Source organism: Halopseudomonas maritima, from assembly GCF_021545785.1.
In the GTDB taxonomy this organism is placed as follows: Bacteria; Pseudomonadota; Gammaproteobacteria; order Pseudomonadales; family Pseudomonadaceae; genus Halopseudomonas; species Halopseudomonas maritima.
In genome coordinates this window covers 2530457-2549081 of record NZ_CP079801.1, presented here as the reverse complement: position 1 = coordinate 2549081, position 18625 = coordinate 2530457, and the positions used below count along the sequence as shown (strand labels likewise).

Genomic DNA, 18625 nt, shown 5'->3' with positions numbered 1-18625 from the left:
TCACCCTCTGGGCATAAGGAGATAGAAACGGGTGCCGGCGGCAGAGGAAACAAAGCCAATCTGCCCGCCCATCCGTTCGACCAGGCCCCGGCTGATCGCCAGCCCCAGCCCGGTACCGCCGCTGCGCCGCTGACTGGAGCTGTCGGCTTGGGTAAAACGATCGAACACCTTGTTCTGGAACGCCGGCGGGATACCCTCACCCTGATCGGCCACACTGATACACCAGCAGTCAGCACGCTCGTCCAGTGTCACACTGACGCTCACCTCGCTGCCCTGCGGCGAAAACTTCACCGCGTTGGACAGCAGGTTATCCATGACCTGCTTGAAGCGGGTCGCGTCAGCCACAATCTGCGCCTGCGGATACGGATTTTGGTAGCGCCAACGCACCTGACGCTGCGCCGCATAGCCCTGATGCTCATGCAATGCGGCCTGCAGCAGATCTTCCAGCTGCGCAGTCTGCATATTCAGTCGCAGTTGTCCGGCCGCGATCTTGTCGATATCCAGCAGGTCATTGATCAGGCGCAACAGGTGCTCACCGTTGCGCCGCGCCACAGCCACCAGTTGCTGACCGTTGGCCGGTAAGGTACCCAGCGCGCCGCCATCGAGCAGGCCGAGGGTGCCGAGAATGCTGGTCAGCGGGGTGCGCAGCTCGTGGCTGACAGTGGACACGAATTCGTTCTTGATGCGCTCGTTCTCACGCCGCGCCGCCTCGCGCTCGCGCTGCTGACGGATGGCATTTCCGAGGGTAAACCCCAGCAACGCCAATACCAGCAACAGGCCGCCATACAGCAGCCAGCGCGAGACGCCAGCACTGGAATCAAGCGTCTGACTCTGCACCACCAACTGCCAGACAACCCCTGGCAATTCGATATCCAGGCGCGCACTTGGCTGCCCCTCCACCAAGGCGGGGCCCCAGATAACCCGCACCTGGCCGTCAGGCTCCCGGGTTTGCAACTGCAGGCGCAAATCACGCCAGCGCGGCTCCTCGTCCAGCACCCCCAGCAGCACATCGGCATCCATCACCGAGCTCACCAGCCCCCAGTAGCTGCCCTCCAGGTAGACCGGGGCGCGGTGTATCAAGCCAGTACCGCCCTGCACCAGCGGCAGGGGCCCCGCCAGAACGGCTTCGCGCCGCTCCATCATGCGCAACACCTCCTCCCACTGCTCGGGGGAGCGCGCATAGTCAAAACCGAGGGCCGCTTCGTTGCCGGCTAGCGGATAGATCAGCGCAATGCGATTATCTGGAGCCACCCCGATATTGCGCACGTAGTCGGTGTCGGCCAGCATGCTGCTCATCCACTGGCGGATGCGCTGCGGGTCAGTTATACCCTCCTGGCTCTGCAGGTAGTACACCAAGCCACGGCTCAGATAGATACCGTCGTACAAGCGGGTTTCCAAACTACTGCGCACATCGGCTGCCCGACTGAGCAAAGCATGCTCGCTGCGCTCGTAATCAAGCCTTGCCGACTCCCGAACCCCCAGCTCGATCAGCAGGCTGCCCAGCAGTAGCACCAGCAGCAGGATGACCACCAGTCCGCGATAGGCAGACGGCACCGTCATGCGCATTGGCTTGGGTCCAAACGGCGCAATCGCTGCCAAACCAGCGGCCCGACCGGCTGTAGTAAAGGCTGCGGCATCTTCAGATTCTCCTGCTCCATCGATTACTCTGCATCGTTGCGGCGCAGTCGCGCCGGCGTCGTTCCGGTCCAGCGCCGACAGGCGCGATTAAAAGCACTCTGCTCGGAAAATCCGAGCAGCAGGGCAATCTCTCCCAGCTGCAAGGTCGGATCGGCCAGATATTGGCGCGCCAACTGTTGCCGGGTGCGATCCAGCAACTGCCGCCAGTTTAGTCCCCGCGCCTGCAACCGACGCTGCAGGCTGCGCACTGACAGGTGCAAGTCTTCAGCCAATAGCGCCAGGGTCAGATCTCCGTCCGGCAGTCGGCGTAGCATGCCCTGCTGCAGGGCGCGGTCGAAGGCATCGCCGCCCGGCAGCGCCAGCAACAAGGTTTTGGCCTGGCGGTCCAGCATTTGCCGCATGGCAGGGTCGCTATGCGGTAATTGTCGATGCAACAAAGCCAAGGGTAATACGACCGCCGTTTCCTGCGCAGCGTAACCAACCGGGCACCCAAAGTAATCCTCGGCCGCCTGGATTTCAGCTGCCGCGGGCGCGGCATGTACAAAACTGACCTGCGACAGGCGAGCTTCAGGCAACAGCCGCTGCAGCATCCGCCACAATGCAGAGATAGCCACGGTATCGGCCAAACAGCCGGTCGAGGCGCTGGCAGGCCAGGTCAACCACAGCTGCTCATCATGCTGCCGCACTACAACCAAGCGCTCGCCGTACAGCAATTGCTCATAGCGCTGATAAGCCAGCAGCGCCTCGGCCAAGGTGGCGCAAGCCAGGCTGAGGTAGCCCAGCAGGCCCGCATGCCGGGGCTGGGCGCCGGCGCCAATGTGCAGCGCGGGCGCCACCTGCCGGGGTGCCAGCTTGACGGCCTGCGCCAGCAGTTGTTGCCAAAGGGCAAGCGGCACAGGCTCGGCAGGACGCCGGCTGTCCAGAACCAGACGCAAGCTGGGCGCGGCCAGCTGCTCGGCATCGAGCCAGTCACTGAGCAGTTGCATCCAGGCCCCGGTCACTCGTGCAGGTACGGCCATGCATCCTCTCAACTTGGCGTATTAAGTCAAAAGTGCGGCAGAAATGGTCAATATGCAAGTACCAAAGCACGGCAAGCTAAGAAAAACTCAGCCAGAACCCTGCGCCCATGAATGCCCTGTTCGACGCCCTGCAACACACCTACGACGCCAGCGGCCTGCCAACGCTGCTACAGGCTATGCCGGCCTGGCTGGCGCTGGATGCCAGGCAATTGATTTTTGTCCTCGCTACGCCGCTGTTCATTGGTCTGTTTGCCTGGGAGTATCTGCGTATCCGCCATGATCCTCGACTGGTCGACGCTCGCGAGTCCGTCCGCAATTTCATGCTGGGCGCAGGCTACCAAACCACCGAACTGCTGTTTGCCGGGCTGATCGCCTTTCCGGTGCACGCGCTGGCCTATCAACACCGGCTGTTCGATATTCCGCTGACGCTGACCAGCGCACTGGCGCTCTGGGTGCTGACCGACCTCTGCTTCTACTGGATGCATCGCAGCTCGCACCGGGTACGCTGGTTCTGGGCCGCGCATGTGACACATCACTCCAGCGAGCGCATGAATTTCTCCACCGCCATGCGCCAGAACGCAACCAACATCTTCAATGGTGGCTGGCTGTTCTATGTGCCGCTGTCGCTGCTGGGCTTCAACCCGGTGTGGATTGGCGTGTGCTATGCGCTGTCACTGGTGTATCAGTTTTTCATCCACACCACACTGGTTGGCAAGCTGCACCCGGCGATCGAGTACCTGTTCAACACGCCCAACCACCACCGGGTGCATCACGCCCGCAATCCGGGTTACATCGACACCAACTACGGCGGCGTGTTTATCGTCTTTGATCGACTGTTCGACACCTTTACCAGCGAGCGCGCCGATCAGCCAATCGAGTACGGCATCACCCGGCCGGTCTACAGCAACAGTCTGCTGGTGAACTGGTTGCACGAGTACCGCGACATTGCCCGTGACATCCGCAAGCCGGGACCGCTCGGCCAACGCCTGCAGCACCTGTGGCGACCGCCAGAATGGGAGCGGCCTGAACACAAGGACTGACCGCAGACGCGGTATACTCCGCGGCCATGAAACTCGACCGCTTTATCAGCAACAACACCCCGCACAGTCGACAGGCCGCACGCCTGCTGATCGCCAGTGGGCGGGTGACGGTCGCCGGTGTGCGTGTCTGCGACCCGCGCTTTGAGGTCGATCAGTTTGTTGCGATCCATCTTGATGGGGAGCAGCTGCAGGACCGCCCGGCGCTGTTCTTCATGCTGCACAAGCCAGTTGGTTACCTGAGCGCAACCAGCGACCCGCAGCACGCTACCGTGCTGGAGCTGTTTGCACCGGAACTACGCACTGAATTGCACATCGGCGGGCGGCTGGATCGCGGCTCCAGCGGCTTGCTGATTCTGACCAACGACGGCAGCTGGTCGCGGCGCCTGACCGAGCCAAAGGTGAAACTGCCAAAGACTTACCGGGTCACCACCCTGCGCCCCATCAGCAGCGCAACGGCTGAGCGTTTCGCCGCCGGGATTTACATGACCACCGAGCAGTTGACCACCTCGCCCGCGCAGCTTGAGCAGTTGGGCGAATACGCGTGCCGGCTGACCATCTATGAAGGTCGCTATCATCAGATCAAGCGCATGTTCCACGCTGTCGGCAACCAGGTGGTGTCACTGCATCGCGAGAGCATGGGCGCAATTCGCCTGGACCCTGCGTTGCGGCCAGGGCAATACCGCGCGCTGACGGTTACCGAGATTGCCTCGGTCGATCAGGCCTCCAGATCCTCATAGCAGCCGGGCTCAAAGCGCGGCGTGCAGATCGCCAGAAACACCAGCTGCTGCTCACCAACACAGCGGATACGCTGCGGGCAGCCAGCCGGAATCACCACCACATCTCCCGCTGATAATCGCTGTAGTGCCTCTTCGCCCAATTCGACCATACCCTCGCCCGCCTCGGTCACATAGCGCTCGGCCACACTGTGCAGCCGGCAGTTCAAGCCCGATGAACAATCTGGGCATCGCCACCCTCAACATCGTGATAGCGCGCCTGCACGCGGCGCAGGTACTGACCCGGCGTCACGCCAACCACGGCTTTAAAATCATGGCTGAAGTGCGCCTGATCGGCATAGCCCGCCTGGTAAGCCACCTCCGCCAGCGGGTCAGGGTTGCATCGCTTCAACAGCTCGCGGCTGTAGGCGACGCGATGCAAGCGGCTGTACTGCTTGGCCGTCAGTCCCAGATAGCGCTTGCACAGCCGCTCCAGCTGACGCTGGCCCAACCCGCTGCTGGCCAAGGTTTGTAGCAGTGGCTGCTGACCTCGGCCCTCGCGCAAACGCTCCAGTGCCTGCGGCAACGCGCTGCTCACGCGAGCTCCCTGCGCCAGCGCGCCGCACAGCGCCGTTTCAAGCAAGGCGACGCGGGCCTGCATATCCGCCGCCATGTGCAGTTGTTCAGTCACTGCAGGCAAGTCAAAACGCAGGTATTGAGCGCAGTCGCGCCCCATCAGTTCGCTGGCAAAGTCACTGGCAGCAGCGCGCCAGAACACGGCGCCCATGCCCGGATGAAAGCGCACAGCAAACACCTGCACGCCCGGCTCCAGCACCAGCTCGCCAGACCGCGCAGCAGCAGGGTTGAAGATAACGCCTTGCTGCGCCGCCTGGGCATCAACGCTCAAATGCCCCTGCAACTGAAACAACAACGAGGAGCCACCATCGGGGTGCAACAACTCCCGATGTTCCATCCCCTGGCCGGCTGGCAACAACAGCTCCCAATAGTGCTGCACATAGGGCGCGAGCACCTTGGTCGGCACCATCTGGCGATAGCCGAAACCGGCCAGGCTGCGCTGCCAGGCGGGCGGGTTCAACTGATGAGCAAGGGGCGAGGTCATGGCCGCAGAATAGCAAAGCACCGCGCAGCACAGGTCGGAAATCTACAATACCGTCGGTGCAGGCACGGATAGATTCGGCTCTCATTCAACCGTTGGAGAACCACCATGCGAGTCGACTACTTCACTGCAGCACCAGGCGCAGCACGCGCCATGATCGAGCTGGAGGGCTACCTGAACAAGGAGGCCACAGGAGAAAACAAGCTGCCCAAGCGCTTGCTTGAACTGGTCAAGATCCGCGCCTCACAACTCAATCAATGCGCCTACTGCCTGGACATGCACAGCAAGGACGCGCGAGCGCTTGGTGAAACGGAGCAGCGCATCTACGCCCTCAGCGCCTGGCACGAAACCCCGTTCTTTGACCCGCGTGAACGCGCCGCCCTGAGCTGGACCGAGGCGCTAACCCGCCTGACGCCGGGCTCGGTGACTCAAACGCTGTTCGAGCAGGTGCACGCCCAGTTCAATGATCGCGAACTCAGCGATCTCACGTTGGCCATCTGCGCGATCAATGCCTGGAACCGCTTTGGCGTCGCCTTCGAGCCAAAGGTGGGCAGCTACTCTCCCGCTTGACCAGCAATGCATACGAGCTAATTGACAGTGTCAACCAAAATAGAATATGGTTGACACTGTCAACGTATTAGAGCCCATACGAATGCAGCGCCCATCACTCAGCCATGCCCTTCAGCAGGTCGCCCATGCCTACCGTGGCCATATGGCACAAACCATTCGCCAAGCCGAACTGCCATTACCTGTTACCCATGTTCGCGCACTCAAGGCGGTCTGCTACATCGATGGCTGCACCGCTCAACGCATCGCCCAGCGCATGCGCCGCGACAAGGCGCAGATCACCCGCGTATTGAACGACCTGTTCGACAGCGGCCTGATCCTCAGGCTGCGCAACCCCGCCGACAAACGCAGCCAGTTGCTGCAAGCAACCCCGGCAGGGGAGGCAATGATGCAGCGCGTTCAAGAGCTTGAGCAGCAAACGCTGACACGCATGACCCGTGACCTGACCCAAGAAGAGGTCGAGCACTTTATCCGCATTGCCTGGCATATGACCCAGAACCTGGAAGGCGACCTGCCACCAGACAACTGATTGGAGACTCCACCATGGCCAGACCCACTCCACGCACCCTGCACGTCATTGGCAAACAGCCGGTCAGCCGCAACATGCTGCGCGTTACCCTGGGCGGCGACGGCATGCAGGCTTTCCCGGACGACCAGCCCGGCGCCTATATCAAACTGATCTTCCCCGCCACCGCCGAGCGCCCGCAACGGATGCGCACCTACACCGTGCGCGCGCAGCGCGAGCACGAGATTGATGTCGACTTTGTCCTGCATGACGACGGCGGCCCGGCATCGCGCTGGGCCAGCGATTGCCAGCCGGGCGACAGCATCCTGGTCGGCGGCCCGGGCCCGCGCAAGCCGCTGCATGAGGGGCCGGACTGGTACCTTATTGCCGGCGACATGACCGCGCTGCCGGCCATCAGCGTCAACCTGGAAAGCCTGCCGCAAGACGCCCGCGGTGTGGCAGTACTGGAGATACTCGATGAAGCCGACATCCAGCCACTGCAGGTGCCAGCGGGTATAGAGCTGATCTGGCTGGTCAACAGTCACCCTGCTAACGAGACCCACCCGCTGGTCGAGCGCATTCGTCAGCTTGACTGGTCACCGGGCAGGGTTCAGGTATGGGCCGCCTGCGAGTTTGGCAGCATGCGCGCGCTGCGCCAATTTCTGCGCGAAGAGCGAGAGGTGGCGCGCAGCGACACCTACATTTCCAGCTACTGGAAACACGGCGTCAGCGAAGACCAGCACAAACTGGCCAAACGTGCCGACGCCGAGCAGGCCGATCAGCGCTCGGCGTGACGGGCCAGGCGATGCAGTAACGCCTTGCGCACCGAGGGCCATTCGCTGTCGAGAATGGAAAAGACCACCGTGTCGCGCCGTGCCCCGTCCGCCTCGATACGGTGATTGCGCAACACCCCGTCTTGCTTGGCGCCCAGCCGCGCAATCGCCGCGCGCGAGCGATGGTTATGCCAGTGGGTACGCAGCTCAACCGCGATACAGCCCAACGCATCAAAGGCGTGTTGCATCAGCGCCAGTTTGCACTGGGTGTTGAGCGCCGAGCGCTGGCAACGCGACGCGTACCAGGTGTAACCAATTTCCAGCCGACGGTTCACGCTATCGGCGTTACACATGCGCGTGGTACCCAGAATTTCGCCGCTGGCGCGCTCCACCACCACAAAGGGCAATGCTCTGCCAGCGGCCTGCTCACTCAGCGCATACTCAATGTAGCCAGTAACACTGTCAGCATCCGGCACTTGAGTGAACCACAACTCCCAGAGCCGTCCGTCACTGGCCGCTGCCACCAATGCTGCCGCGTCCTCGCGGCGCAAGGGCCGCAGCAATGCCAGATCTGTCTCGAGCGTAAGTTCCTGTAACCACTGCGTCATGCCTGACTCCCCCGTCCGCCTCGCTGCGCCAAGGTCTCGACGCAGTGATCAATAAAAGCACGCACTGGCGGCAACATGCCACGCGGCGTGGTAAAGACCATATGAATCTGGCCTTCAAGGGCGTGCCATTGGGGCAGGATATGCACCAGCCGCCCGGCCCTGATCTCTGGCTCGCAGATACGCTGCGGCAGCAGTACCACCCCTTGCCCGGCTACCGCCGCCTCACAGATCAGCTGCAGGTCACCGCAACTGAAGTGCGGGGCGTGATGGTGATCGCAGGTCTCTCCCGCGTCGTTGGCAAACTCCCAGCGATCCCGCTCCAGCATCTCGCCAACCGACAGGGTCGGAAAGCGGCTTAAATCCTCCAACTGCACGGGAGCGCCACCCATGCGCTGCAGCAACCTGGGGCTAGCGGCGAGAATCCGCGCACCGACCCCAAGCGAGCGCATGGCCAGCGACTGATCGGTATCGAAGCGGGTCGCCACCCGAAAGGCGACATCAATCCGCTCATTGATCAGATCAACCCGCTGGCTGGACAACCGCACCTGCAGACGCACCTCCGGGTAGCGGGCCATGAAGTCAACCAGGGTGTCGCGGCCCAGATACTCCAACATGCCGGAGGGCATGCTCACCCGTACCGTACCAGACACCTCACCGCGCGCACTCATCGCCAGCGCCTCGGTCGCCTCCAGCCGCTGCAGGATTACCTCACACTCGCGATACAACTCGCGGCCAAGATCCGTCACCCGAAAGCTGCGGGTGGAGCGTTCGATCAGCCGAGCGCCGAAGTGCAGCTCCAGCCGGGCCACACGCTTGCTGAGTTTGGACTTGCGCTCGCCGGTCGCCCGTTCGGCGGCAGCAAAGCCACCGAAGCGAACCACTCGGGCGAAGCACAACAGATCGTTCATATCCTGCATTGCACCCGCCAATAGCTCCCAAAATAGAAACAGTTAATCAGGCGGTCACGGACTACCGCCGACTCACAATTCACCCAAAAACACCTGACACCAGCGCAACAGAGCGAACGCACGGAATTTACTTTAAGCGCAGAAGTGCAACAGTAGAGACACTGGTACCGGCGACAGCACATCACTCATCCGCGCTTCAATCAACCGGCGCAAGCCGCATGAAAAGCGTTCCCTGCCTGTCCCTTGCCGGCCTGCTTCTGGCCAGCGCAGCAGCGCACGCCGAAGACGGCGCCGGCTGAGCCCAACGCAAGGCACATTCGTTTCCAATATGGAAATTATGTGTCATCGAAATCCGAGCTACTGCGACACTCTGACGCTCCCATATAGTACGTTCAACGGCCTTGTTATCAGGGATAAGCGTTACCCCCAAGGATCAGAAAGCCAGACACGACGGAAACAGTTTCAAAATATTTCCCGAGTATACGCTGCTACCAGGGCCAAGCTCACCATTTGGAGACGTCACCATGAAGAATCTTTCTGCACTGATTGTTGCCTCATTCCTTGCCTCCACCCCGCTCGCACAGGCAGACGACAGCCGCCAGCGCGCGCTCAGCGCGAACGACCGCACCACCAGCCAAAGCACCGCCGACTACTTTCAGGATCTGATTGAGGCGCAAGCGCAGGCCAACCTGCCCGCCGAAGACCAGACCAAGGCGTAACCAGGGTCGCGCAGCCTGCCCAACGGAGCAGGCTGCCGCACTCACGCCTTGAGCCCGGCGCTATCCAGCCGCCAGCGCAAGGTCTCAACCCTGTCCTGCCCGAAGAACGGCTCATTGCGAAAGACGAAGGTTGGTACGCCCCAGTGGCCGGCACGCTCAAGGGCCTGCTGATTGGCCTCGATCTCTGCCAGCTGATCACCGTCGGCAATGGCCGCGTCCAACTCAGCAAGATCCAGGCCGGCACGCGCCACCGCATCCGCCAGCAGCCCGCCCTGGTCCCAGCCCGCGGTACCGCCCCAGATCAGGCGCGCAACCTGCGCAGCAAACTCGCAGCCACGCCCGCGCCGCTGCGCCTCGACACCAAGCGCGCTGAGCCGATAGATGTAGGGCTGCTCCTCAGCCACGCGCAGGGTCTGACGATCCTGCACGATTGGATCGGGCGACGGCCAAGCATGTGGCAAACCGAGAAACTGCGCGCGACGGGCCCAATCGAGCACGATATAGCGCGCGCTTGGCGCTCTGCTCGCCAAACAGGAGCTCCGGACTGCGCAGCGCAATCGGCAAGACCACTCGCAAATTGACCTTTAGCGGATAGTCGCGCTGCAGCGCGAGCATGTCCGGCGTAGCCAGGTAGGAATAGGGGCTTCTGAACGACCAGTACACGTCAACCGTTTCCATCATCGACACCTGCTTTTTGTTGTTTTATCGGCAGCCTGCTCAGTCAAGCAGACGCAAGGACAGCATCAGCCCGACTGTAACAGGGAGCAGAACGGCCAACACCACAGCCTGCGAATGCCGAGTGTGCCAAAGTGCCTTCCAGACAACCCAGGGAGCGCACGGCGAGGCTAAGCGCAGACGAGGAAACAGCAGCTGCTCCAGCTCCTTGCGGTCAAAAACGGTATGCCCCTGCTGACCGACAAACAACACCTGATCAGGCGCGAGCAAGTGGCTGCGGCTGTAGCGAATCTGACTCAGCGGCACTCGGCTCAGCCGACCCTGCACCTCCAGCAGCAACGCCTCATCAGAGACCCCAAGGCGCTGCCGAGCCGCAGCAAGAAAATCTCTCGTCACCAACCCCAACGCCAGCATCGCGTACAGCGTGAGCGCCAACATCTGCAGCTGCACCTGCCAGGCGCCGCCCAACAGCAGAACCTGTATCAGCACATAGACCAGCGCGATCGCCACCAACGCCATGGCCGGCATCAGCCAGCGCACCCGTCGCTGCAAGCGATTGGTCAACCAATACACGCCGCCACCCGGAATCGGCGTTGGCTCCGCAGCCACCAGCGCAGCCAACCCGCGCCCCGACCAACCAGCAAACTGGGCGCGGGTTTGCTCGCGCTCCAGCAACCACGCGGCCAGGAACCCTGCGAGCAATGACAGCACCATGCCTGCCAGTGACACCCTCCCTGCCCACAGATAACCCTCGCGCGAATACGCGGCTTGCTGTTCCAGCTCAGCCAGCACGCCACTGACAGGCTGCGGCATCAGTGCGCCCTCCTGGTCCAGCCGCAGCAGGCGCCCGGCTTCAGCGTCGACGACCCAGAGCTGATCCGCCAGCGGCTCAATTGCGAGCGGATCGACAAGCGCATCAGCAGCCAGCACACCGATCGCCGCACCGGTCGTACTGAAGCGAACCAGCAGCCCGTCGCGCATGCTGTCATCGGCCATATTCACCAACCACTCACTGCCACGCACGGCAAATTGATGGGGCCAGCTGCGGCCTTGCTGCGGGCTCAGGACAACCTCTCGCAGCACCGCACCAAACGGCGCCTCAACACCCAGCAGCAGTAAGCGCTGATTATTGGTGTCGGCAACCCACAAACCCTCATCGCTCAGGCGGAGCTGGTTGGGAAAACGCAGCAATCCATCGGCTGTCCGCTCAGGGGTAGCAGCACCGGCGGCCAGGCGGTAAATCACGAAGCCGGGGGTATCCGCGACAAATACCGTATCGTCCGCGGCGACTGCCAGGCGAAATGCACTGTCCAGCGCCGGCAAAGCACGACCATACGGCGCACACGCCAGCTGCGCTAACTCACAGCGATAAAACCCTTCCTGCTCCCGCTGCGGACGCGGCTGCTGTTTCTGCAAGCGCAGATAACGCGCGAGCCAATAGCCGACCCCAGCCTCTTTGGGGCGGTGGTAGACCAGCAGATCACCATTGGCGAAGAAGGCGTGATCCCCCGTCGGCACCAGCCCTGCCCGGCTCAGGTCAAGCTGTTGCTGCACGCTGCCTGCCGCATCCAGCCACAGCAACTGACGATCAAAGCGCACGGAAAGCAGGCCATCGTGCGAACGCAAAAAACCATAACCCGGCACCTGCAGACGCTGCTGGTTTGCCCACAGATAACCCAGCAAAAACAGCGCCGTGCACAGCACGACGAGCAACGCGGCAAAACGCGACTTCCTGTCCATTCCAGCTCCCTAGCTCGCAGACTCAGTCAACAGCATCCACCACAGATGCAGCAAAGGCAAACCGCTACTTTGCCGGTGCAACCGTCTCGGCTAGAGTGGTGACACGCCGGCAGCAAGACCGGCCCCACAGACGAGAGAACAAGATGAAAGGACTAGTTACGCTGCTGACGCTGCTAATCAGCATGGGCTGCATGGCCGAGAGCAGCGAGGTGCTCCCCTCCTGGCAGGATACTGCCGCACGCCAGCGGATCATCGCCTTCGTGACCGAGGTGACCGATCCCGCATCAGCCAATCATGTGCCCGCCAGCGAACGCATCGCGGTATTCGACAACGACGGCACACTTTGGGCGGAACAGCCAATCTACCCGCAGCTGTTCTTTGTTGCCGACCGCATCCGCGCCCTGGCGTCAGAGCACCCCGAATGGCAAACCGAAGAACCCTTTGCCTCAATGCTCAAGGGCGATATCGCCAGCGCCTTCGGCTCAAGTCACGATGCCGCCATCAAGCTGGTCCGCGCCAGCCAGGCCGAGCTGGACACCGACACCTTCGACCAGGTGGTGCGAGACTGGATGCAGACGGCGCGCCACCCGGCGACCAACAAGCCCTACAGCAAGATGACCTACCAGCCGATGCGGGAGTTGCTGACTTATCTGGAGAGCAACGGCTTCAAGAACTTTATCGTCTCCGGCGGCGGCATCGATTTCATGCGCCCCTGGACCGAGGCGGTGTACGGCATCCCGCCCGAGCGCGTGGTTGGCAGCCGCGTCGCCAAGCGTTTTGAGCTGAGCGACGATAGCGCCCGGGTAGTCCACGAAGGCACCCTGGAGTTCAACGACGACAAGGAAGGCAAGCCGATCGGCATCAGCCAGCACATCGGTCGCCGGCCGATTGCCGCCTTCGGCAATTCCGATGGCGACCTGCAGATGCTGCAATGGACCACCGCAGGTGCTGGCCCGCGTCTTGGCGTGATCATCCATCACACCGACGCCGAGCGCGAATGGGCGTATGACCGCGAGTCCAGTGTTGGCAAACTGAGCGAGGCACTGGACCAGGCGCCGCAGCGCGGCTGGGTCGTGGTCGATATGAAGCAGGACTGGCAGCGCGTCTTCCCCGAATAGCCCGTCACGGACATAAAAAAACCCGGCCTAAGCCGTAATGCTGTTCACTTAAGCGGAGCAGCCTTGCGATTTACCGGGTAGCGGGTTTTGGAAATCTTCACCGTCCTTGGTCTTGCTGGCCTTGGGCGGTGATCCAAAAATAACCCTCCGACCCCGCCGCGCAGCTCCGATAGCCTTCTACCTGTTGCCGATACCGGATTCGCTGCAGCCATGACGATGAGCTGGACGGCGATGTACTGACAGGCCGGTTTGAAGCGTATGTCCGAGGGTGCTCGACCAAAGGCCACAGCCGCTTGACTAGCCTCTCGCCGAATGATGTTGTATGCCAGCAACAGCCCCCAGACCTCCTGGTAAACCAGCTCAACCTTCTTGCTTCGCAGTGTTACCGCGTTCTGCTGCATCGAGCTTTTGATGTCGCGAAAGCCGAGTTCAATCTCCCAGCGCTCCAAGTACAGCTCAGCGACGGCCTTTGCGCTGTAGCCCTCGACTGGCAACGAGGTGAGCAGTGACCTGATGTTCCCATGGCTTTTATAGCTGACCTCTCGTACCTCCCAATGCGTAGGTAGACTAGGGTTCCGCTTGCGGGCCTGAGGTGAGACTTTCATCCGAACACGGCGATCGTATTCGCTATAACGCTCGACTTCCTCCATCACGACGTTCTTGCGGGCTGGCGTCAGCCAATGCCGATTGTTGCCTCCATCCACCACGCTTAGCAGCAGATCAGCGCCCCAGAAGCCTTTATCGAACAATGTGACTGAGTTGTCCGGAATCTGACTCAGGAAGGTCTCGGCCAAGCGCATTTCGCTGCCGCGATACGGGCTGAGTTGGGCATCCAGGATCACGTGTGAGCGTACGTTCATCAAGGCAACGAGCCGTAGCATCGGAAAAGGCGTTTGGCGTTCAGTACCTGTGTTGCCAGAGCCAAAGTGCTCCCTCAACTCGGGCGAGTCGGGGGTTCGCAGCAGTGCGCCATCCACCGCGAATACCTGCAACCCTTTCCAGTCATCGCCTTCGTATCGCTCGCATCCCCATTGCTTGGCGGTCTGGCGGAACAGGTGCTCAACCGGATCTGCCCCCAAGCGCTTACGTGCTTCAGTTACGCCGCTTCGAGCCAGCAACTGATCAGAGGCCAAACCTTGGGCGCAAATGTTCAGTCGCCTAGCAACCTCATGCACTGGCTCGTCGCGAAACAGGGCCATACCCAGCACCAGCCAAAGTACTTGGTCACTGGGTAGGCGCCGACGCCTGATGGTGGCTTGCGCCGATAAATTGAGCGCGCTCGCAACCCATTCAACAGGGATGTTCTGAGTGAAGGTGCTGAGGTCAGAGAAGTTGAAGAGCTCGCCGAGGTCGAGCAATTGCTGCTGAATGGGCATAAAAAAATCCGATACCAGAGGACTGATATCGGATTTTCTAGAAACCCCGCCATGGACTCAAATGCTTAAGTGAACAGCATTACGCCGTTTGGCGGGTTTTCTATGCCTGCACAGCGGGATATCAAACCCCGCTGGTCTCGGCAGCTTCAACGTCCTTCATGGACAGCTTGATACGGCCGCGGTTATCCACGTCCAGCACCAGCACCTTCACTTCCTGACCTTCCTGCAGCACGTCGGTCACTTTCTCGATGCGCTCGTTGGCGATCTGCGAGATGTGCACCAGACCGTCCTTGCCCGGCAGGATGTTGACGAAGGCACCGAAGTCGACAATACGCTCGACCTTACCGGTGTAGACCTTGCCGATCTCCGCCTCTGCAGTGATAGCGTCAACGCGCGCCTTGGCAGCGTTGGCGGCATCTTTGCTGGCAGCGAAGATCTTGACCATGCCGTCGTCGGTGATGTCGATGGACGCGCCAGTCTCGTCGCAGATGCCACGGATGGTCGCGCCGCCCTTGCCGATCACGTCGCGGATCTTCTCGGGGTCGATCTTCATGCTCAGCATGGTCGGCGCATTGGAAGAGATTTCCTTGCGCGACTCAGGCAGCACTTCGTTCATCTGCTTGAGGATGTGCAGACGCGCTTCGTGCGCCTGACCCAGAGCGATTTCCATGATCTCTTCGGTGATGCCGTTGATCTTGATGTCCATCTGCAGTGCAGTAACACCCTTCTCGGTACCGGCAACCTTGAAGTCCATGTCGCCCAGGTGATCTTCGTCACCCAGGATGTCGGTCAGTACGGCGAATTTCTCGCCTTCTTTAACCAGACCCATGGCGATACCGGCAACCGGTGCCTTCAGCGGTACACCAGCATCCATCAGCGCCAGAGAGGCGCCGCAGACCGAAGCCATGGAGCTGGAACCGTTGGATTCGGTGATTTCAGACACCACGCGGATGGAGTAAGGGAACTGCTCCATGTCGGGCATAACAGCCTGCACACCGCGACGGGCAAGACGGCCGTGACCGATTTCGCGACGGCCAGTACCGCCCATACGACCACACTCACCTACCGAGTAGGGAGGGAAGTTGTAGTGGAACATGAAGGGCTCTTTGCGCTCGCCTTCCAGCATGTCCAGCAGCTGAGAGTCACGGGCAGTACCCAGGGTAGTAACAACCAGCGCCTGTGTTTCACCACGGGTGAACAGGGCGGAACCGTGAGTGCGGTCCAGCACGCCAACTTCGATGTTCAGCGGGCGGACAGTCTTGGTGTCACGACCGTCGATACGCGGGTTGCCGTTAACAATGCTCTCGCGAACGGTGCGGTATTCGATCTCGCCGAATACGTCTTTGACTTCACCGGCAGCGAACTTGCCTTCTTCTTCGCCGGACAGCGCAGCAACAGCCTGGTCACGCAGCTCGCCCAGGCGAGTGTAACGCTCCTGCTTGTTGACGATGGTGTAGGCGTCAGCGATGCCAGCACCAAACTCGCCCTTGATGGCATTGATCAGTGCGGTGTTTTCAGCAGGTGCCTGCCAGTCCCAAGCCGGCTTGCCAGCTTCGGCAGCGAATTCCTTGATGGCAGCGATCGCGCCCTGGAACTCCATGTGAGCAAACAGTACGGCGCCCAGCATCTGGTCTTCGGTCAGTTCCTGTGCCTCGGACTCAACCATCAGTACCGCTTCTTCGGTACCAGCAACAACCATGTCCAGACGGGAGGTGGCCAGCTCTTCGTAGTTCGGATTCAGCACGTAACCGCGCTGATCGTCGAAGGCAACACGGGCTGCGCCAATCGGGCCGCCAAACGGCACGCCGGAGATAGCCAGAGCAGCGGAGGTACCGATCATCGCAGCGATGTCCGGGTCGGTGGTCTTGTCGGTGGACACTACGGTGCAGACAACCTGCACTTCGTTCATGAAGCCTTCAGCGAACAGCGGGCGGATCGGACGGTCGATCAGGCGCGAGGTCAGGGTCTCTTTCTCGGAGGGACGGCCTTCACGCTTGAAGAAACCACCGGGGATACGGCCAGCGGCGTAGGTCTTCTCGATGTAGTGCACAGACAGAGGGAAGAAATCACGACCAGCTTCGGGCTGCTTGGCGGCCACGACGGTGACCAGAACGCTGACAGCGTTGTCGATGCTGACCAGAACGGCACCGGAAGCCTGGCGAGCAATGCGGCCTGTTTCCATGGTAACGGTGCTGTTGCCTAACTTGAATTGCTTGATTACCGGTTTCACGGTGTCTTCTCTCTCTTCTTTTGCCTTTGGGGGAAACTCTGGGCATGGCCGGGAATCGGACCCGGCCATGTCCAAACGGAGCTGGTCTTAGCGACGCAGACCCAGACTGCTGATCAAAGCGCTGTAACGAGACAGGTCTTTCGACTTCAGGTAGTCCAGCAGCTTGCGGCGCTGGTTAACCATGCGAATCAGACCACGACGGGAGTGGTGATCCTTCTTGTTGTCCTTGAAGTGGCCTTGCAGCTTGTTGATGTTTGCAGTCAACAGAGCTACCTGGACTTCCGGAGAACCGGTATCACCCTCACCGCGCTTGTACTCGGCAACGATTGCAGCTTTTTCTTCAACACTCAGTGACATCTCGTATTTCCTCTGAGGTAACAGGCCGGGAGCAGTTCTCCCGTGTTTTAAATCGAGGCATGACCGTGCCTGTTGACAGCCACCCTCGTGGTGACCCGTTATCGGGTCAACTCCAACGCCGAATCATACTCCCGAATGACCGGGGATTCAGCCCAATTCTGCATTGTCGCCTGCGCTGCAGGCGACCACTCGTCAGGGCTCGAAACGCAGCAGGCGCTTCGGTGCCACGCGTGCATCATCCGTCATCTCGCCAATACCCAGAAAACGGCCGCTGGCATCGCGCAAACGCACCTTGCCAAAGGCCGGACTGCCCGGCACCCGTACGGCCTGGCCGTGATTCAGGTAGTAGGCAGTCTGCTCGGTAAGATCCAGCACCGGCCAGTCTTCCAGCCCGCTGTCCATCGGCAGCAGCAGGTGATCCAGCGCTTCGGCGCCGCCCTCGGCGTGCAACGTCTCCAGGGCTTCAAGGGTAACCGATTGGGTCAGATCAAAGGGCCCGGCCTTGATGCGGCGCAGCGCCGCAACGTGGGCGCCGCAGCCCAGCGCTGCGCCGATATCCTCAACCAGGCTGCGAATATAGGTGCCTTTGCTGCAATGCACTTCCAGCTGCAGGCGATCGCCTTCAAGCCCAAGCACCTTCAGATCGCTGATGGTGATGGTACGTGCCTTGCGCTCGATGGTTTCACCGGCACGGGCCAGCTTGTACAGCGGCTGACCTTCGTGCTTGAGCGCCGAGTACATCGGCGGCACCTGCTCGATCTCGCCGGTAAAGCGCGGCAACAGCGCCTCGACGTCGGCTAGCGTCACGCTGACCGGCTTCATCTCCAGCACGTCGCCCTCGGCATCACCGGTCGCCGTGGTCATACCCAGGCGCGCTTCGGTGATGTAGGCCTTGTCGGCATCGAGCAGGTATTGGGAGAACTTGGTTGCCTCGCCCAGGCACAGCGGCAGCACGCCGGTGGCCAGGGGGTCAAGACTACCGGTGTGCCCACCTTTGGCGGCATTGAACAACCAGCGCACCTTTTGCAGGGCCGCGTTGGAGCTCATGCCCAGGGGCTTGTCGAAAATCAGGATGCCGTCAATCGCACGGCGCTTGCTCTTCGCTCCGGCCACCCGTTACTCCTTGTCGCCGTCGCCGTGCTGGCGATCTTCCGCTACCGCGCGCTCGATCAACGAGGACAGGTGCGCACCGCGGCGAATGCTCTCGTCGTACTGAAAGTGCAGGCTCGGAATGGTCCGCAACTTCATGGTACGGCCCAGCAGCATGCGCAGGTAGCCCGACGCGTCCTTGAGGATATCCAGATTGAGCGCGATGTCTTCCGCGCTATCGCGGTTCATCAAGGTGATAAACACCTTGGCATGGGACATGTCGCGACTGACTTCAACCGCCGTCACGGTAACCATGCCCAAACGCGGGTCACGCACCTCACGCTGGATCAGCTGCGCCAGTTCGCGCTGCATCTGATCTGCCACCCGCTGGGTACGACTGTATTCTTTTGCCATAGTAACCATCTCAAGCAAC

The 18625-nt window shown here is 61.2% G+C and carries 20 protein-coding genes; 7 read left to right on the top strand and 13 right to left on the bottom strand.

The window, feature by feature from the left end:
- On the bottom strand, nucleotides 1-1566 hold the full coding sequence (locus HV822_RS11725) for a sensor histidine kinase (RefSeq protein WP_238870207.1): 1566 nt from the start codon (nucleotides 1564-1566) through the stop codon (nucleotides 1-3).
- Nucleotides 1567-1661: 95 nt separating this feature from the next.
- Complete coding sequence (locus HV822_RS11720) at nucleotides 1662-2657, bottom strand: helix-turn-helix transcriptional regulator (protein WP_238870205.1); 996 nt, start codon at nucleotides 2655-2657, stop codon at nucleotides 1662-1664.
- Nucleotides 2658-2764: 107 nt separating this feature from the next.
- Here HV822_RS11720 and HV822_RS11715 point away from each other — a divergent pair, with 107 nt between their 5' ends.
- Together HV822_RS11715 and HV822_RS11710 are read left to right on the top strand one after the other, a co-directional pair.
- Nucleotides 2765-3697 (top strand): sterol desaturase family protein, encoded by a 933-nt coding sequence (locus tag HV822_RS11715; protein WP_238870203.1) that lies wholly within the window; start codon nucleotides 2765-2767, stop codon nucleotides 3695-3697.
- 26 nt (nucleotides 3698-3723) lie between these two features.
- Nucleotides 3724-4434 carry a pseudouridine synthase gene (locus HV822_RS11710; RefSeq protein ID WP_238870201.1) on the top strand — a complete coding sequence of 237 codons (711 nt, stop codon included), beginning with the start codon at nucleotides 3724-3726 and terminating at the stop codon, nucleotides 4432-4434.
- On the opposite strand, the gene HV822_RS11705 is transcribed toward HV822_RS11710, so the two are convergent.
- Entirely contained in the window at nucleotides 4413-4619 is a 207-nt protein-coding gene (locus tag HV822_RS11705) for a cupin domain-containing protein (protein ID WP_238870199.1), read from the bottom strand. The two genes, HV822_RS11710 and HV822_RS11705, sit on opposite strands and share 22 nt — an antisense overlap.
- 17 nt (nucleotides 4620-4636) lie before the next feature.
- Nucleotides 4637-5530: an AraC family transcriptional regulator gene (locus HV822_RS11700; protein WP_238870197.1), complete on the bottom strand. Its 894-nt coding sequence runs from the start codon at nucleotides 5528-5530 to the stop codon at nucleotides 4637-4639.
- 105 nt (nucleotides 5531-5635) lie between these two features.
- Between HV822_RS11700 and HV822_RS11695 the strand changes: the two genes are divergently transcribed.
- The 3 genes from HV822_RS11695 (at nucleotide 5636) to HV822_RS11685 (ending at nucleotide 7393) form a co-directional block, all read left to right on the top strand.
- A complete protein-coding gene (locus tag HV822_RS11695) occupies nucleotides 5636-6097 on the top strand; it encodes a carboxymuconolactone decarboxylase family protein (RefSeq protein ID WP_238870195.1) in 462 nt (153 codons plus the stop codon).
- Nucleotides 6098-6179: 82 nt separating this feature from the next.
- Entirely contained in the window at nucleotides 6180-6623 is a 444-nt protein-coding gene (locus HV822_RS11690) for a MarR family winged helix-turn-helix transcriptional regulator (protein WP_238870193.1), read from the top strand.
- 14 nt (nucleotides 6624-6637) lie between these two features.
- The gene (locus HV822_RS11685) at nucleotides 6638-7393 is read left to right on the top strand and encodes a siderophore-interacting protein (RefSeq protein ID WP_238870192.1); all 756 of its coding nucleotides are present in this window, start codon (nucleotides 6638-6640) and stop codon (nucleotides 7391-7393) included.
- Here HV822_RS11685 and HV822_RS11680 read toward each other — a convergent pair.
- Both HV822_RS11680 and HV822_RS11675 read right to left on the bottom strand, forming a co-directional pair.
- Nucleotides 7378-7980 carry a GNAT family N-acetyltransferase gene (locus HV822_RS11680; RefSeq protein ID WP_238870191.1) on the bottom strand — a complete coding sequence of 201 codons (603 nt, stop codon included), beginning with the start codon at nucleotides 7978-7980 and terminating at the stop codon, nucleotides 7378-7380. The two genes, HV822_RS11685 and HV822_RS11680, sit on opposite strands and share 16 nt — an antisense overlap.
- The gene (locus HV822_RS11675) at nucleotides 7977-8888 is read right to left on the bottom strand and encodes a LysR family transcriptional regulator (RefSeq protein ID WP_238870190.1); all 912 of its coding nucleotides are present in this window, start codon (nucleotides 8886-8888) and stop codon (nucleotides 7977-7979) included. The genes HV822_RS11680 and HV822_RS11675 overlap by 4 nt, the downstream gene beginning before the upstream one ends.
- A 524-nt stretch (nucleotides 8889-9412) precedes the next feature.
- Here HV822_RS11675 and HV822_RS11670 point away from each other — a divergent pair.
- Nucleotides 9413-9607 carry a hypothetical protein gene (locus tag HV822_RS11670; protein ID WP_238870189.1) on the top strand — a complete coding sequence of 65 codons (195 nt, stop codon included), beginning with the start codon at nucleotides 9413-9415 and terminating at the stop codon, nucleotides 9605-9607.
- Between the two features lie 41 nt (nucleotides 9608-9648).
- Here HV822_RS11670 and HV822_RS11665 read toward each other — a convergent pair whose 3' ends face one another.
- Together HV822_RS11665 and HV822_RS11660 are read right to left on the bottom strand one after the other, a co-directional pair.
- The gene (locus tag HV822_RS11665; RefSeq protein ID WP_238870187.1) at nucleotides 9649-10137 is read right to left on the bottom strand and encodes a DsbA family protein; all 489 of its coding nucleotides are present in this window, start codon (nucleotides 10135-10137) and stop codon (nucleotides 9649-9651) included.
- 187 nt (nucleotides 10138-10324) lie between these two features.
- Nucleotides 10325-12022: a hypothetical protein gene (locus tag HV822_RS11660; protein WP_238870185.1), complete on the bottom strand. Its 1698-nt coding sequence runs from the start codon at nucleotides 12020-12022 to the stop codon at nucleotides 10325-10327.
- 143 nt (nucleotides 12023-12165) lie between these two features.
- Here HV822_RS11660 and HV822_RS11655 point away from each other — a divergent pair, with 143 nt between their 5' ends.
- On the top strand, nucleotides 12166-13140 hold the full coding sequence (locus HV822_RS11655) for an HAD family hydrolase (protein ID WP_238870183.1): 975 nt from the start codon (nucleotides 12166-12168) through the stop codon (nucleotides 13138-13140).
- Nucleotides 13141-13184: 44 nt separating this feature from the next.
- Here the strand turns inward: HV822_RS11655 and HV822_RS11650 are convergent, their stop codons facing one another.
- The 5 genes from HV822_RS11650 to rbfA form a co-directional block, all read right to left on the bottom strand.
- Nucleotides 13185-14516, bottom strand: a complete 1332-nt coding sequence (locus HV822_RS11650) for an IS4 family transposase (protein ID WP_396264818.1) — start codon at nucleotides 14514-14516, stop codon at nucleotides 13185-13187.
- Between the two features lie 121 nt (nucleotides 14517-14637).
- Nucleotides 14638-16746, bottom strand: coding sequence for a polyribonucleotide nucleotidyltransferase (pnp, locus tag HV822_RS11645; RefSeq protein WP_238870181.1), 2109 nt, complete (start codon nucleotides 16744-16746; stop codon nucleotides 14638-14640).
- Nucleotides 16747-16833: 87 nt separating this feature from the next.
- Entirely contained in the window at nucleotides 16834-17103 is a 270-nt protein-coding gene (gene rpsO, locus HV822_RS11640) for a 30S ribosomal protein S15 (RefSeq protein ID WP_083726848.1), read from the bottom strand.
- A 192-nt stretch (nucleotides 17104-17295) separates the two neighbouring features.
- Nucleotides 17296-18216: a tRNA pseudouridine(55) synthase TruB gene (gene truB, locus HV822_RS11635; protein ID WP_238870179.1), complete on the bottom strand. Its 921-nt coding sequence runs from the start codon at nucleotides 18214-18216 to the stop codon at nucleotides 17296-17298.
- Between the two features lie 3 nt (nucleotides 18217-18219).
- A complete protein-coding gene (gene rbfA, locus HV822_RS11630) occupies nucleotides 18220-18606 on the bottom strand; it encodes a 30S ribosome-binding factor RbfA (RefSeq protein WP_238870178.1) in 387 nt (128 codons plus the stop codon).
- Nucleotides 18607-18625: the final 19 nt, after the last annotated feature.

Bases quoted from the DNA above. Each gene is read 5' to 3' on its own strand.
- HV822_RS11700 (WP_238870197.1), bottom strand. From the start codon at position 5,530: ATGACCTCGCCCCTTGCTCATCAGTTGAACCCGCCCGCCTGGCAGCGC.
- HV822_RS11655 (WP_238870183.1), top strand. From the start codon at position 12,166: ATGAAAGGACTAGTTACGCTGCTGACGCTGCTAATCAGCATGGGCTGC.
- HV822_RS11685 (WP_238870192.1), top strand. From the start codon at position 6,638: ATGGCCAGACCCACTCCACGCACCCTGCACGTCATTGGCAAACAGCCG.
- HV822_RS11650 (WP_396264818.1), bottom strand. From the start codon at position 14,516: ATGCCCATTCAGCAGCAATTGCTCGACCTCGGCGAGCTCTTCAACTTC.
- HV822_RS11670 (WP_238870189.1), top strand. From the start codon at position 9,413: ATGAAGAATCTTTCTGCACTGATTGTTGCCTCATTCCTTGCCTCCACC.
- HV822_RS11675 (WP_238870190.1), bottom strand. From the start codon at position 8,888: ATGAACGATCTGTTGTGCTTCGCCCGAGTGGTTCGCTTCGGTGGCTTT.
- HV822_RS11695 (WP_238870195.1), top strand. From the start codon at position 5,636: ATGCGAGTCGACTACTTCACTGCAGCACCAGGCGCAGCACGCGCCATG.
- rbfA (WP_238870178.1), bottom strand. From the start codon at position 18,606: ATGGCAAAAGAATACAGTCGTACCCAGCGGGTGGCAGATCAGATGCAG.
- HV822_RS11725 (WP_238870207.1), bottom strand. From the start codon at position 1,566: ATGCGCATGACGGTGCCGTCTGCCTATCGCGGACTGGTGGTCATCCTG.
- rpsO (WP_083726848.1), bottom strand. From the start codon at position 17,103: ATGTCACTGAGTGTTGAAGAAAAAGCTGCAATCGTTGCCGAGTACAAG.
- HV822_RS11720 (WP_238870205.1), bottom strand. From the start codon at position 2,657: ATGGCCGTACCTGCACGAGTGACCGGGGCCTGGATGCAACTGCTCAGT.
- HV822_RS11680 (WP_238870191.1), bottom strand. From the start codon at position 7,980: ATGACGCAGTGGTTACAGGAACTTACGCTCGAGACAGATCTGGCATTG.
- HV822_RS11690 (WP_238870193.1), top strand. From the start codon at position 6,180: ATGCAGCGCCCATCACTCAGCCATGCCCTTCAGCAGGTCGCCCATGCC.
- HV822_RS11710 (WP_238870201.1), top strand. From the start codon at position 3,724: ATGAAACTCGACCGCTTTATCAGCAACAACACCCCGCACAGTCGACAG.
- HV822_RS11660 (WP_238870185.1), bottom strand. From the start codon at position 12,022: ATGGACAGGAAGTCGCGTTTTGCCGCGTTGCTCGTCGTGCTGTGCACG.
- HV822_RS11715 (WP_238870203.1), top strand. From the start codon at position 2,765: ATGAATGCCCTGTTCGACGCCCTGCAACACACCTACGACGCCAGCGGC.